A 14,252-nucleotide genomic window follows, 5' to 3' on the forward strand; every position below is an offset into this window, starting at 1 on the left:
AGGAATTTATTGCTTGCGCATTGTTTGCGTACGCATGTAGGTTACCGATCATGACTTCGACCGCGGTACGCACCGCGACCACGCCCGACCCTGCTCAAGATCAGGCAACCAAGATCCCCGAGCCCCTCCGAGATACGCGCTGGACGCCCCGGCTGTGGGGCCTCCTGCTGGTGCTGTGCACCGTGCTCTTCCTCGACGGCCTCGACATCTCGATGGTCGGCGTGGCCCTGCCCGCCATCCAGACCGACCTCGGCCTGTCCACCGCGACGTTGCAGTGGATCGTGAGCGGCTACGTCCTCGGCTACGGCGGCCTGCTGCTGCTCGGCGGGCGTACGGCCGACCTGCTCGGGCGGCGCCGTGCGCTCCTGATCGCGCTCGGCGTCTTCGCGGCGGCCTCCCTGCTCGGCAGCCTCGTGGACGACGGCACCACGCTGATCGCCACCCGGTTCGTCAAGGGCCTGGCCGCCGCGTTCACCGCCCCGGCGGGCCTGTCGATCCTGACCACGACCTTCCCCGAGGGCCCCGTACGCAACCGTGCACTCGGGATCTACACGGTCTTCGGCGCGAGCGGCTTCTCGTCCGGGCTGATCCTCGGCGGCCTGCTCACCGAGATCAACTGGCGGGCGACGTTCCTCCTGCCCGCTCCGCTGGCCCTGATCGCGCTGGTCGCCGGGTACAAGCTGATCCCGCGCCACAAGGAGAAGGCCGAGGGCGGCCACGACATCCTCGGCGCGGTGACCTCGACGGCGGCGTTGCTGCTCCTCGTGTTCACCGTCGTCAACGCGCCGGCCGCCGGCTGGGGCTCCGTACGCACCATCGCCTCGTTCGCGGCCGTCGCCATCCTGATCGCCGTCTTCATCGCGGTCGAGAAGCGGCTGGCGCACCCGCTGATCCGCCTCGGCATCTTCCGCAACCGCGAGCTCGTCCGGGCCAACGTCGCGGCGCTGACGGTCGCGGGGGCGTACATGAGCTTCCAGTTCATCGTCACCCTGTATCTGCAGGCGGTCCTCGGCTGGGCCCCGCTGCAGATGGCCCTGGCGCTGCTCCCGGCCGGCCTGATAGTCGCGAGTTCCGGTTCGCTCATGGGCCGCCTGATCACCCGCTACGGCACCGGTCGCCTGATCGCCGGCGGCATGGCCTCGTTCGTGCTCGCGTACGCGCTCTTCCTCGGGGTCGGGGCGGACTCGTCCTACCCGCGCATGCTGCCGACCGTGCTGCTGCTCGGGGCGGGCTTCGCGCTCTGCTTCGCGTCGATGAACGTCCAGGCCACCAACGGCGTCGCCGACGACGAGCAGGGCCTCGCCTCCGGCCTCGTCCAGTCCTCGTTCCAGATCGGCGGCGCGGTCGTCCTCGCGGTCACCAGCGCGATCGTCGGCAGCGTGGCCATCCGCCCGGGACATGTCCCGTCGAGCTTCTACCCGGCGCTCGCGGTCGTCACCGCGGTCACCGTGGTCGGCCTGGTGGTCGCCCTCCTGGGGGCGCGCCGAACGGCGAAGCACGCGCGATAACCCACGTCCACCACCGTCCGCGGGAGCCGTCCATCATGGCCGGCTCCCGCGGCGTTTCCCGATCAGGATCCAGATCAGGATCCAAGTCAAGATCCACATTCGGGAATACGCGTGACGGCGTTCACCATGACGGGGGACAGCCCCGATTCCGGGGTCTCAGCGGGGCGGGAACCGCCCGGCCACCTGCGCGGCGAGGAGGATCAGGCTCTCCTCCGCGTGGTGCAGCGCTCGATCAGTACCGAAAGTGTCCACAAGAGACTCAACGGCGGTGACGCCGGCCCCGGCTGCTTCGGCTGCGGAAACGGTCGAGCGGCCGGCCAGGACGTAGCAGGGGACTTCGTGCCGCCGGGCTGTGCCGGCGACGCCGTCGATGACCTTGCCGTGCAGGGACTGCTCGTCGAACGAGCCCTCGCCGGTGATCACCAGGTCGGCGCGGGCGATCTCCGCGTCGAGACCGGTCGCCTCGCGGACGAGGGTGATGCCGGAGACGAGGCGGCCGCCCAGGGCCAGCAGGGCCGCGCCGAGGCCGCCGGCCGCACCGGCGCCGGGCGTCTCCGCGACCTGCGGGCCGAGGACGGCGGCGACGCGTACGAGGGCGGCTTCCAGGTCGTCGAGGACCGGGCCGGTCGCGCCCTTCTGCGGGCCGAAGACCCGGGTCGCGCCGCGCGGGCCGGTCAACGGGTTGTCGACGTCCGTCGCCCCGATCAGCTCCACGCCGTCGAGCGAGCCGAGCCGGCCGGGGTCGGGACGGCCGAAGGCCCGCGCCGGTTCGGGGTGGCCGAGCGCGGCGAGCATCTCCACACCCGCGTCGTTCGTGCCGCTCCCGCCGAGCCCCACCACGATCCGCCGCACACCGGGAACACCTGCCGCCGCGAGCAGCAGGGCGGTCAGGCCGACGGAGCTCGCGTGCAGCGGATCGCGCCGGTCCGGACCGCCGGCGGGCTTCAGATGGTGCAGTCCGCAGGCTTGCGCGCTCTCCGCGTACGCCGTGTCGCCCAGCACGAAGATCTCCGCGTCGACCGGTCGCCCGAGCGGGTCGGCGGTGCGTACGGGAAAGCGCTTACCACTCGGCTGAGCGGCGGCGAGAACGTCGACGAAACCGGGGCCGCCGTCGGCCAGCGGTCGCCGGACCAGCTCGTCCGCCGGGCGTACGCGCCGCCAACCCGCCGCCACGGCTTCGGCGGCCTCGGCGGCGGACAGCGTACCGGCGAACTTGTCGGGGCAGATCAACACGCGCATGTGCGGTGCCTATCACACCGGGCGGACGGCTGTCACACCTGCGCGTACGTGGGACGATTCTGATGTGACCACCACATGGGTTGAACCAGGCAACACCGCCACGGCGCTGCTGCTGCTCGGCCGGGGCAGCGACCCTGCCTCCGAGCGCGGCGTGGAGTGTCCGGGCGAACTGCCGCCGGCGAGCGATCCGACGCTGGTCGAGCGGGCGCGGGCGGCCAAGGCGGCGCTCGGCGACCGGGTCTTCGTGCTCGGCCACCACTACCAGCGCGACGAGGTCGTCCAGTTCGCCGACGTGACCGGTGACTCCTTCAAGCTCGCGCGGGACGCGGCCGCCCGGCCGGACGCCGAGTTCATCGTCTTCTGCGGCGTGCACTTCATGGCGGAGTCCGCGGACATCCTGACCACGGCCGCGCAGAAGGTGATCCTGCCCGACCTCGCCGCCGGCTGCTCGATGGCCGACATGGCCGTGCTGAGCCAGGTCGAGCAGGCCTGGGACCGGCTGCAGGAGCTGGGGATCTCCTCCTCCGTCGTGCCGGTGACGTACATGAACTCCTCGGCCGACATCAAGGGCTTCGTCGGACGCAACAACGGCGTCGTCTGCACCTCCTCCAACGCCAAGCGGGCTCTGACCTGGGCGTTCGAGCGCGGCGAGAAGGTCCTCTTCCTGCCCGACCAGCACCTCGGCCGCAACACCGCCGTCCTGGAGATGGGCATCCCGCTTTCCGAGTGCGTGCTCTACGACCCGCACAAGCCGGGCGGCGGCCTCACCGAGGAGCAGCTCCGCGACGCCAAGATGATCCTCTGGCGCGGGCACTGCTCGGTGCACGGCCGGTTCACCCTGGAGTCCGTGCAGGACGTGCGGGAACGCGTACCGGGGGTGAACGTGCTCGTGCATCCCGAATGCCGGCACGAGGTCGTCAACGCCGCGGACTACGTCGGCTCGACGGAGTACATCATCCGCGCGATCGAGGCGGCCCCGGCCGGCTCCGCGTGGGCCGTCGGCACCGAGCTCAACCTGGTACGCCGGCTCGCCCTCGCGCACCCGGACAAGCAGATCATGTTCCTCGACAAGTCGGTCTGCTACTGCTCGACGATGAACCGGATCGACCTGCCGCACCTCGTCTGGGCGCTGGAGGAGCTGGTGGCGGGACGCGTACCGAACCAGATCATGGTCGACCCCGACACCGCGCGCAACGCCCGGGTCGCCCTCGACCAGATGCTGGCGCTGCCGTAAAACGATTCGCGAAAGGGCCGCCCCGACCGGGGCGGCCCTTTGCCGTCAGGCGACTCCGGACGGCGGCGGGCTGAAGAACACGTCGTCGGGCAGCTCGTCGCGCGGCATCCCCGTGTTCTGCGCGATGAGGTCGCCGAGCGAGTGCCGGTAGTCGACGCCGAACGTCCGCTTGATCAGTTCCAGCCCGGGGTCGTTGCCGTAGAAGAAGCGGTCGCCGTCGCGCAGCGCCTGGAACTGCCTCGTCCACATGGCCAGCTGGAGCGGGCCGAGCTCGCTGCCGCGTACATGGGGTTCGCTCGACATGCCCACGAACGCGTCCAGCCGGTCGACCGAGCCGTAGACGCCCTTCAGCCGGGCGGCCAGCGGCGTACGCCGGGTCACGCGTACCACCGTGTTCTCGGCGGCGTCGGTGCCGGGAGTGACGCGGTGGCCCTCGGCGTCGAAGAGGCCGGTGAATTCCAGCGCGGCGGGTGAGTCGAGGGACAGCCCACGCGCCGGGCTGTCGCTCTTCTCCCCCGTCACGGCGGTGAAGGAGCGCGCGGGCGGCAGCCCGTACGCGCGCCGCAGCTGGTTGTAGCCCGGCATGCCGTGATCGCGGCCGCGCTGGATGTCGAGCGCGGCGAGGTCGAGCACGCCCTGGAAGCACTTGGGCAGCTCCGGGCCGTCCAGGCAATGCGGGTTGGTCTGGTTGGGGATCTGGAAGAGCACGCTGCGCAGCTGGTTGTCGATCATCTCGTCGTTGCGGTACTCCGACTCGGACGCGAGCCCGGTGAGCATCGGACCGAGGCCGACGAGCGGCAGCAGGTCGGGGTTGAAGAAGGCGACGTTGAGCGGGATCGTCAGCTCGATCTCCTCGCCGTCGGCCGATTTCTCGGTCTCGACGCCCTGCTGGCGCAGGGCTTCGAGGTGGGCGGGGGTCATCGTGGCGGCGTCGAGGTCCGCCTCGAACTCGCCGTGGATCTGGCTGTGGGCGCGGTAGCCCACGGTGGCGAACTCGTTGGTCACCGCCGCGTCGACGTCCGGGTCGTAGCCCCGGTACGCCGGCAGCCGCACGCCCATCGCGGGCAGGAACTGCGTGTAGGTGATGTACTGCTGCTCGGCGATGACGACCCGGCGGGCGATCTGGAACCGCTCCTCCTCGCTGAGCGAGCGCGGCAGCTGGTCCACGATCCGGTTGTGCTCGCGGGCGAACAGGGTCTGCACGGCGGTGAGCGCGGTGTTCTCGTTCGCGCGCCGGTCCCCCGCGACCATCGCCTTGGCGGGCTGGCCGATCAGCCGGCCGTCGATGTTCATCGGGGGCGCGGTCTTGGAGTCGCCCCGCGCATCGCTGCGCGGCAGGTAACCGTCCGCGAGCAGCAGGTGCGCCCCGTTGTTGCCCAGGTCGCCGTCGACCGGGCCCTCGCGCAGCCATTCGAGCCGGTCGGCCGAGCCGCCGTAGACCGCCCACGCGTCGAGGTACGAGCTGACCGTGTTGATCTGCTGGCGGGCGTTGGTCGTACCGGTGCCGGCGGCCGCCTTGGACCGGGTGAACGGCAGCACGCCGAGATCGTTGGTGAAGGTCTCCAAGGGGTCCAACGCGTCGAAGGGGAGATCCGCCTTCGCTCCGGCGTCGTCACGCAGGCCCATCGTGTGGTCGAGGAACTGGCCCCAGGTGAATCCCCATTGGCTCACCCGGCGCTCGGAGAAGACGTTCTGGTGCAGGTCGTTGAAGACGCGGTTGCTGATGAAGCGCACGTCGGGACCCGCGACCGGCGCGCTCCTGCCGTCGGCGTACCGGGCGGCGGTCACGCGTGGATAGGCCTGCCCTGCCTGCCCCCACGACGGGTGTACGCGATTGTTGCCCGAGCCGTCGAGGCTCTCGATCGGCAGCCGCCCGAGAATGGACGGCGAGGAGCCCGGGCGCGGATGGTGCGGCCGCCCCGAGGCGAGCGAGGAATGTACCTGGACTCCGCCGACCAGCATCACGATGACGGCGGCGACGGCGATTAATCCGTAGCGGGATCGGCTACGGCTTTTGCTGCGTCTCATGGTCCGCTCCTGCCAGACAGAAACAGCACTCAGACCACTCATCCGGCTGGACGAGTGGCGGGACGAGCAGTTCTGTTCGGCGCGCCGAGCACATCTTTCGGCCCGGAATCGGCCATCGTCAAGAAATTCGATGTGCCATCTGACCTGCTGGTATCGACAATTGCATTGCGTCACTGCGCGTTGCGATGCGTCACGTGATTCGCATTCTCGACCAACTATCCACTGTGCATTCCGAGTCAACATGAGCATACACAGAGTGACCATCGTCACTGCGTACGCACAGCGAGGAGTGAGTCACGCTGCGCTGCGGATTTTTCGGTCATCGGGGATTTCATGGCGGTGACTTCCACACCGGGAAAAGCGGAGTATGCTTCGGCGGTTCGCCCTGGCCCCCCGGAGGATTGCGTTGACTGACGAACTCGTCGTACACGGTGGCACCCCCCTGATGGGGGAGGTCCGGGTCCGCGGCGCGAAGAACCTGGTCTCGAAGGCCATGGTCGCAGTGGTGCTCGGCGAGACGCCCAGCCGCATGTACGACGTGCCCCGCATCCGGGACGTCGAGATCGTCCGCGGCCTGCTGGAACTGCACGGCGTCCGGGTCACCGACGGCGAGCTCGACGGCGAACTGCGCTTCGACACCTCGAACGTCGAGCGGGCCGGGATCGACGAGATCAACGTGCACGCCGGTTCGAGCCGGATCCCGATCCTGCTCTGCGGCCCGCTGCTGCACCGGCTCGGCCACGCCTTCATCCCGGACCTGGGCGGCTGCCACATCGGCCCGCGCCCGATCGACTTCCACCTGGAGGCGCTGCGCCAGTTCGGCGCGGTCGTCGACAAGCGGCCCGAGGGCCTGCACCTGTCGGCACCGAACGGGCTGCACGGCATCAAGTTCCGGCTCGACTACCCCTCCGTCGGCGCGACCGAGCAGATCCTGCTCACCGCCGTGCGCGCCGAGGGCGTCACCGAGCTGTCGAACGCGGCCGTCGAGCCCGAGATCATCGACCTCATCTGCATCCTGCAGAAGATGGGCGCGATCATCAAGGTGCACACCAACCGCGTGATCGAGATCGAGGGCGTACCGCGCCTGGTCGGCTACTCGCACCGGCCGATCCCGGACCGCATCGAGGCGGCCAGCTGGGCCTCGGCCGCGCTGGCCACCAAGGGCGACATCATGGTCCGCGGCGCCCGCCAGGCCGACATGATGACCTACCTCAACGTCTTCCGCTCGATCGGCGGCGAGTACGAGGTCGACGACTCCCCCACCGGCGGCGGCATCCGCTTCTGGCACCCGGGCGGCGACCTCAAGCCGGTCGCCATCGAGACCGACGTGCACCCCGGCTTCATGACCGACTGGCAGCAGCCCCTCGTGGTCGCGCTCACCCAGGCCAACGGCCTGTCCGTGGTGCACGAGACCGTCTACGAGAAGCGGTTCGGCTACACCTCCGCGCTCAACCAGATGGGCGCGACCATCCAGGTGTACGCGGAATGCCTGGGCGGTTCGGCTTGCCGCTTCGGCCGCCGGGGCTTCAAGCACTCGGCCGTGATCGCGGGCCCGGCGAAGCTGCACGCGCACGACCTCGTCATCCCCGACCTGCGGGCCGGGTTCAGCCACCTCATCGCCGCGCTGGCGGCCGAGGGCACCTCACGGGTGTACGGCGTGGACCTGATCAACCGCGGCTACGAGGACTTCGAGGCCAAGCTGGCCGGCCTCGGTGCTCGGGTCGAGCGTCCATAATTTCTTCGGCTACTCTTGTCCGCGTGGCTACGCTTTTCCGTCGTAAATCCGCTGACAGCACCCTCTCTCCTGCCGAGGAGAGCGTCGGCTCGGTGAACACCGAGACCCGCTCCGACGAGGAGATCGTGCACGGCTCCCGGGGTTACACGCCCGGCAAGGGAAAGGCGACCCCGAAGCGGAGCGACGGCCGCCGCAAGCCCGAGCCGCCGCCGGCCAACCGGCGCGAGGCGTACAAGCGGGCCCGGGAGAAGTCGAAGGGCGACCGGGCCGAGGCGATGGCCGGCATGCGCGCCGGTGACGAGCGTTACCTGATGCCCCGTGACAAGGGCCCGGAGCGCAAGCTCGTCCGCGACATCGTCGACTCCCGGCGTACCGTCGGCACCTGGTTCTTCGGCAGCGCCTTCGTGGTGCTCCTCGGCTCCGCCACCGGCCAGGCCGGCTTCGTCATGTACGCGCAGCTGCTGTGGTTCCTGATCGCGTTCGCCACCCTGGTCGACACGGTGCTCATCTGCCGGAAGGTCGGCAAGCTGGTCCGCGAGCGGCTCCCGAAGTCGACCGTGCGGGTGTCGTCGCTGTACTTCTACGCGTTCATGCGCGGGATCACCTTCCGCCGCCTGCGGATGCCGCAGCCCCGCCTGAAGTTCGGCGAGAAGTTCTGACCCTCCGCTCTCCGAAAGGCCGCCCCTCACCGGGCGGCCTTTTTCGTATCCAAGGCCTTGGGCGTCAACTGGGGTTGACAGGGGCCGATTGTCAACCTACATTGACAGCATGACCGAGGCACAGGAGGCCCAACCTTCCGAGGACGACCGGGCGGCCACCCAGCGCCTGACGGCCGCGGCCAGCGGCAAGGACCCGAGCACCGGCCTGCGGGCGGTCCGGGCACTGCGCGACCTGGCCGAACGGCTGGAGGCGGTGCAGGTACGCCACGCCCGCGACCTCGGCTGGACCTGGCAGGAGATCGCCGCCCAGCTCGGGGTCACCCGGCAGGCGGTGCACAAGAAGTTCGGTGGCGGCCGCGGACTCTTCGGAGGGGAGAAGTAGACATGGCATTCGAGAGGTTCGGCATGGGCGCCCGGGTGGCGGTGATCGGGGCACGGGAGGTGGCCAGGCGCAACGGCGACGACCGGATCGGTCCCGAGCACCTGCTCGTCGCGCTGCTGGAGCAGCCGGACAGCGTCACCGCGACCGTCCTCGGGCGGCACGGCATCACGGCGGAGACGGCGTACCCGGAGATCAAGAAGCCGGGCGGCCTCGACGCGGAGGCACTGGAGGCGATCGGCATCGACCTCGAGGCGGTACGCGGAAAGCTGGAGGAGGCGTTCGGGGAAGGTGTGCTCGACCCGCCCGCGAAGGCGAAGAAGGGCGGCCGGCTGCCGTTCACCCCGTCGGCCAAGAAGTCGCTCGAACTGGCGCTGCGGGAGGCGATCGCGCTCAAGCACAACGGCATCACCGACGGCCATCTGATGCTCGGGCTGCTGCGCGCGGCCGATCCCGTCGTGGTCCGGATCCTGGCCGGGGCCGACCCGAAGGTGTTGCGCGAGCAGATCACGGCCGAACTCGGCTGAGGCTGCCTTACGCTGCCCCCCATGGGGTTCACCGGCTTTCCCGACGAGGCCTTCGCCTTCTACGAGGGGCTGCTCGCCGACAATTCCAAGGCGTACTGGACGGATCACAAGGCGGTCTACGAATCGGCGGTGCGTACGCCGATGCTGGAACTGCTCGACGCGCTCGGCGACGGCTGGGGCGAGGCCAAGCTGTTCCGGCCCTACCGGGACGTGCGGTTCTCGGCCGACAAGTCGCCGTACAAGACCCACCAGGGCGCGTTCTGCTCCATCGAGCCGGGCGTCGGCTACTACGTGCACGTCGACGCGGACGGTATCTACGCCGCGGCCGGATTCCACTCCCACACGAAGGACCAGACGGTCCGGTACCGGGCGGCGGTCGACGCCCCCGGTACCGGCCAGGCGCTCGCGGCGCTGGCCGCCAAGCTCACGAAGGCCGGTTTCGAGCTCGGCGGCGACCGGGTCAAGACGCGGCCGCGCGGGGTGGCCGCCGATCACCCCCGGCTGGAACTCATGCGCCACGAGTCGCTCATCGCGGGCCGCCACCATGATCCGACGGTGTCGTCGGATGTGCTGAAGATGGTTCGCGGCGACTGGAAAGCCCTCAAGCCGCTGGTCGACTGGGCACTCACCAATGTCGGCCCGGGCGCGGACTAAAGATCAAAATCTTCAAGTTCAAGATCTTCTTGTCCCGGGTTCGTCGATCTCACCTCCGCTCCTCGCGCGGGAGACCGTTCGGCGCTGGGGCGCCTCACTGCCAGGTGAGTGGGGCGACGCATCGTTCGCCGTCGTCCCGTCACCCTTCCTAGGCCCGGCCCCGGTCGCACGGCGGATGAGGCGGGTAGCGGCAAGTGCGAGCAGGGCGGCGGCCACACCGGCCACTGCCGGTACGGCGAAGGCGCCAGACGAACCGGACGAGTCGGCGATGTGGCCGGCGACGGCTGCGCCAAGTGCGACTCCCGCGACCACGCCGGAGGCGACGAGGGTCATGACCGTGCCGGCGCGGCCGCGCGGCGCGACGAGGTTGGCCAGGGCGTTGACCGTGATCAGGTAGGGCGCGCTGGTGACGCCGACGAGGAGCATCGCGACGATCATCCCGGCGAACGAGCCGGACAGCAGGTAGGCCGATCCCCCGCCGACGGCCAGGGCCGCGGCGAACATCAGATACCGGGTGACCGGGCCGATCCGGGCGGGCAGCCAGGCGGTGGCCACGCCGGCGGCCGCGCTGCCGACGCCGAGGACGGCGTAGATGAGGCCGGCCGCGCCCGGCGTGCCGGCGGATTCGGCGTACGCGGTGACGGCCGTCTGGGTGCCGCCGAAGACGACCCCGATCGCGAGCATGGCCAGGACGAGTACGCCGAGAGCCGCCCCCGGCAACGGTTCCGCCCTCCGCTGCGCGGCCGGTACGCGCAGCACCGGCGGGGCCGTGTGGTGCATGGCGAACGGAATGGCGAACAGCACGGTCAGGATGGCCGCCACCACCAGCGGTACGCCGGGCGCGCCGGTCAGGGCCAGCAGGCCGACCAGGGCCGGACCGGCCATGAAGGACAGTTCGTCGGCCGCCCCCTCGTACGAGAACGCGGTCGGCAGGGTGCGGGTCTGTCCACGGTCGCCGAGCAGGACCGCCCAGCGTACGCGTACCAGCGGGCCGATCTGGGGATTCGCGAACCCGGCGGCGGCGGCGAGCAGGCCGGCCACGACGGGGGCCGCGCCACCGGCGACGGCGGCGACGATGCCGATCAGCGCGAGGGCGTCGAGGACGGCGGCCGCGAGACCGGTGCGGCGCTGGCCGAAGCGGTCGGCGAGGCGGCCGACGACGGGACCGCCCACGGCCGCGCCCACCCCGTACGCGGCGGCGACCGCGCCGGCGACGCCGAAGGAGCCGGTGGTGGCGGCGACGAGAGTGATCACACCGAGGGGCGCCATGGCGGCGGGCAGCCGGGCGAGGAAGGCGGTGGCGAGAAAGCCGGTGCCGGTGGTGCGGACCAGCGTGCCGTAGGTGGCCATGCGAGGGCTCCCGAAATGTGCGGAGTTACGCATGCCGTCCCACCCAACCGGCATGCCCCTTGCGGCCCTGTGCGTGCCCGGTCGTCCCCTTTCGCGAACCGATCCGCGAGGCAGGGGCGAAGCCGAGCCGCCCGAGCCTAGCTCATGATCGACGTGGCCGGGGAGAGATAGAGGCGCGAGATCACATCTTCGATCTCGGGCTCGGCGATCGACAGGTCGCGCAGCGTGCCCCAGGTCACCAGGCGGGCGATGAGATCGCCGACCTCGGCCGTGCTGTCGAGGGCGAACACGAGCCGGGCGGCTTCGGCGGATTCGAGCGTCACACCGGGCAGCCCCGAGACGTCGCCGGGCACGACCGGTACCGCGAAGTCGGCGGTCACCCGGCGCTGCGAGCCGTAGCGCTCGTGGAGCTGCGTGAGGGTGCCGTCGTGCACCACCCGGCCGTGGTCGATGACCACGATCCGCCGGCACAGCCGCTCGATGTCGGCCAGGTCGTGGGTGGTCAGCACCACCGTCGTGTCACCGCGCGCGCCCAGTTCGGCCAGGAACTGCCGGACCGCCTGCTTGCTCAGCACGTCCAGGCCGATCGTCGGCTCGTCCAGGAACAGCACCTCCGGGCTGTGCAGCAGGGCCGCGGTGAGCTCGCCGCGCATCCGCTGGCCCAGCGAGAGCTGCCGCACGGGAGTGTCCATGAAGGACCCGAGGTCCAGCAGGTCCGTGCAGCGCCGCAGCGCCGCCGCGTGTTCACCCGCGGGTACGCGGTGCACGTGCCGCAGCAGCGTGAACGAGTCCCGCAGCGGAAGATCCCACTGCAGGCCGGACCGCTGCCCGAAGACGACGCCGATCCGGGCGGCGAGCCGGCGCCGCTGGGGCACCGGGGCGTACCCGCAGACGGTCAGGTCGCCGGCGGTCGGATGCAGCACGCCGGTCATCATCTTCAGCGTCGTGGACTTGCCGGCCCCGTTCGGGCCGAGGTAGCCGAGCAGCTCGCCCCGCTCGACCGCCAGGTCCACGCCGTCCACGGCACTGACCACACTGGACGTACGCCGGAACCGGCCGGCCTTCGCGCGTACGGTGAACTCCTTGCGCAGCCCGCGGGCCTCGATCACGTTCATGATCCGGTGCTCCTGTAATGCCGAATGCCGGTCCGCCAGACGAGTCCCGCCACGAGCGCCGCGACCGGGGCCGCCGCCGGTGCGGCCCAGCCCACCCAGCCCGGCAGCCCTAGCGGATCCCGTACGCCGAGCAGCGCCAGCGCCGGGTAGTACGCGACGAACCCCATCCCCAGCGCGTACGCGAACAGCCGCCGGAACCAGCCGCCGAAGACGGAGACGGGATAGCCGGTGAAGTCCCGGCCGCCATAGGTGACGATGTTGCCGAGCTCGCCCGATTCGATCCACCAGAACGCCACGGTCGCGGTCGCCACGAAGATCGAGGCGAAGAAGACCGCTCCGGCGACCGGTGCCACGACGACGAGGAGGGCTTTCGCCGGCGTCCAGTGCACATGGGCCAGACGCAGCGCGTACGCGAGAATCCCGGCCGAGTAGACCAGGCGGCCGAGGCGACGCGTACCGACGTCCATCGCGAGCAGCTGCCCGAGTACGCCGAGCGGCCGCACCAGCACCGTGTCCAGCGTCCCGGAGCGCACGTACGTCCGCAGCCGCTCGATGTTGCCGACGGCGAGATCCGCCAGCGCGAAGGCGACCTGCGACAGGCCGAAGACCACGAGCACCTGCGCCCGGTCGAAGCCGCCGAGCGACCCGCTCGTCCGCAGCATCACGAGCAGGGCCAGCAGGTCGGCCCCGAGGAAGAACACGTTGCCGGCCAGGTCGAAGAAGAAGCTCGTCCGGTAGGACGCCTGGCCGCGTACCTGGGTGGCGATCAGGGCCAGGTAGGGCCGGATCCGGTCAACCACCCTGCACCACCAGCCGGCGCTCGGCCCGCCGCTGGACGAGCAGGCACGCCGCGAGCAGCACGACCGCCCACGCCGCCTGGACGGCCAGCATCGCCGCCGGCCCGGGTACGCCGCCGTGCTCGCTGATCACGTCCAGCGGGGCCTGCAGGATGGAGGGGAACGGCGTACCGAGCCACAGCGCCCACATCGCCCAGCCGGGCAGCATCCGCAGCGGGAAGTACAGGCCGCCGAGCACGCCGGAGAACACCATCCACGCCATCGTCGGGCCCCGGTTGTCCAGCAGCCAGTACGCACATGAATTGACCAGATATCGGCAGAGGAAGCAGACGAGGACGGCCAGCAGGACCGAGCAGAGACCGAGCGCGTACGTCGTCGCCCTGGTCGGCAGGGCCATGCCGAAGACGATCGAGCCGATCACGACCGGCGGCAGGAAGCGGGTGGCGAACGCGTAGCCGGCCCGGCCCAGGTCGGCCGACACGTACGCGAAAACGGGGTGCTGCGGCCGGAGCAGGTCCATGACGACGTCGCCGGAGCGGATCCGCTCGGACAGGTCGTTCCAGCCCCACAGCAGGACGACGCCGATGAGGCCCTGCCCGAGCCAGACGAAGCTCATGAGCTGGGCGCGGGAGTAGCCGGCGATGGACCCGGCGCCCGACGCGGCGACCACGGCGAGCAGCACGTACGACCGGAGGAAGCCGAACGTCGTATTGGTGGCGAGGGACGCGACGGTCGCCTGACGATAGGTGGCGTACCGGCGGAAGCCGATTGTCGCGAATGACCTGAATTGTGCGGCTAACTCGAAGAAGTTTCGACCGGCTTGCCGAGCCGCAGTAGCGGTGACAAAGCCCACGCCGTACCCTCCCGTTGCAACCGCTTCTTCTCCCGGCCGGGTGACCCTACCGCCGGGGGTCGCGGTGTGATACCCGTTTTCTCGGAGCATGCGGCGTTCCGGCGTATGCGGGCGGAGCCTTGGGAGGTGAAGGCGTGACCATCGAGCGCACCAACGGCCGTCGAGGCCCCGAAG

13 protein-coding genes are annotated in these 14,252 nt (G+C 70.5%); 7 read left to right on the top strand and 6 right to left on the bottom strand.

What is annotated here, in order from left to right:
- Positions 1-50: 50 nt before the first annotated feature.
- Entirely contained in the window at positions 51-1,508 is a 1,458-nt protein-coding gene (locus tag G401_RS42515) for an MFS transporter (protein ID WP_051365951.1), read from the top strand.
- A gap of 156 nt (positions 1,509-1,664) precedes the next feature.
- On the opposite strand, the gene G401_RS0100195 is transcribed toward G401_RS42515, so the two are convergent.
- Positions 1,665-2,747, bottom strand: coding sequence for a glycerate kinase family protein (locus tag G401_RS0100195; protein WP_027340896.1), 1,083 nt, complete (start codon positions 2,745-2,747; stop codon positions 1,665-1,667).
- Between the two features lie 64 nt (positions 2,748-2,811).
- On the opposite strand from G401_RS0100195, the gene nadA reads away from it, so the two are divergent.
- A complete protein-coding gene (nadA, locus tag G401_RS0100200) occupies positions 2,812-3,981 on the top strand; it encodes a quinolinate synthase NadA (protein WP_027340897.1) in 1,170 nt (389 codons plus the stop codon).
- Between the two features lie 45 nt (positions 3,982-4,026).
- Here nadA and G401_RS42520 read toward each other — a convergent pair whose 3' ends face one another.
- The gene (locus tag G401_RS42520; protein ID WP_245601557.1) at positions 4,027-6,009 is read right to left on the bottom strand and encodes a peroxidase family protein; all 1,983 of its coding nucleotides are present in this window, start codon (positions 6,007-6,009) and stop codon (positions 4,027-4,029) included.
- Positions 6,010-6,376: 367 nt separating this feature from the next.
- Between G401_RS42520 and murA the strand changes: the two genes are divergently transcribed.
- From murA to G401_RS0100230, 5 genes are all read left to right on the top strand, one after another.
- Entirely contained in the window at positions 6,377-7,744 is a 1,368-nt protein-coding gene (gene murA / locus G401_RS0100210; RefSeq protein WP_211240634.1) for a UDP-N-acetylglucosamine 1-carboxyvinyltransferase, read from the top strand.
- A 23-nt stretch (positions 7,745-7,767) separates the two neighbouring features.
- Positions 7,768-8,403: a DUF3043 domain-containing protein gene (locus tag G401_RS0100215; RefSeq protein WP_027340899.1), complete on the top strand. Its 636-nt coding sequence runs from the start codon at positions 7,768-7,770 to the stop codon at positions 8,401-8,403.
- Positions 8,404-8,512: 109 nt separating this feature from the next.
- Positions 8,513-8,785, top strand: a complete 273-nt coding sequence (locus G401_RS0100220; RefSeq protein ID WP_051365953.1) for a helix-turn-helix domain-containing protein — start codon at positions 8,513-8,515, stop codon at positions 8,783-8,785.
- Positions 8,786-8,787: 2 nt separating this feature from the next.
- The gene (locus tag G401_RS0100225; protein ID WP_027340901.1) at positions 8,788-9,309 is read left to right on the top strand and encodes a Clp protease N-terminal domain-containing protein; all 522 of its coding nucleotides are present in this window, start codon (positions 8,788-8,790) and stop codon (positions 9,307-9,309) included.
- 21 nt (positions 9,310-9,330) lie between these two features.
- Positions 9,331-9,963 carry a DUF2461 domain-containing protein gene (locus G401_RS0100230; protein WP_027340902.1) on the top strand — a complete coding sequence of 211 codons (633 nt, stop codon included), beginning with the start codon at positions 9,331-9,333 and terminating at the stop codon, positions 9,961-9,963.
- 18 nt (positions 9,964-9,981) lie between these two features.
- On the opposite strand, the gene G401_RS42525 is transcribed toward G401_RS0100230, so the two are convergent.
- The 4 genes from G401_RS42525 to G401_RS0100250 form a co-directional block, all read right to left on the bottom strand.
- On the bottom strand, positions 9,982-11,313 hold the full coding sequence (locus G401_RS42525) for an MFS transporter (RefSeq protein ID WP_051365954.1): 1,332 nt from the start codon (positions 11,311-11,313) through the stop codon (positions 9,982-9,984).
- Positions 11,314-11,450: 137 nt separating this feature from the next.
- Positions 11,451-12,428 carry an ABC transporter ATP-binding protein gene (locus G401_RS0100240; protein WP_027340903.1) on the bottom strand — a complete coding sequence of 326 codons (978 nt, stop codon included), beginning with the start codon at positions 12,426-12,428 and terminating at the stop codon, positions 11,451-11,453.
- The gene (locus G401_RS0100245; protein WP_027340904.1) at positions 12,425-13,228 is read right to left on the bottom strand and encodes an ABC transporter permease; all 804 of its coding nucleotides are present in this window, start codon (positions 13,226-13,228) and stop codon (positions 12,425-12,427) included. Before G401_RS0100245 ends, G401_RS0100240 begins: the two co-directional genes overlap by 4 nt.
- The gene (locus tag G401_RS0100250) at positions 13,221-13,907 is read right to left on the bottom strand and encodes an ABC transporter permease (RefSeq protein WP_245601558.1); all 687 of its coding nucleotides are present in this window, start codon (positions 13,905-13,907) and stop codon (positions 13,221-13,223) included. The genes G401_RS0100245 and G401_RS0100250 overlap by 8 nt, the downstream gene beginning before the upstream one ends.
- Between the last annotated feature and the right edge of the window lie 345 nt (positions 13,908-14,252).

The organism is Hamadaea tsunoensis DSM 44101, from assembly GCF_000428945.1.
GTDB lineage: Bacteria > Actinomycetota > Actinomycetes > Mycobacteriales > Micromonosporaceae > Hamadaea > Hamadaea tsunoensis.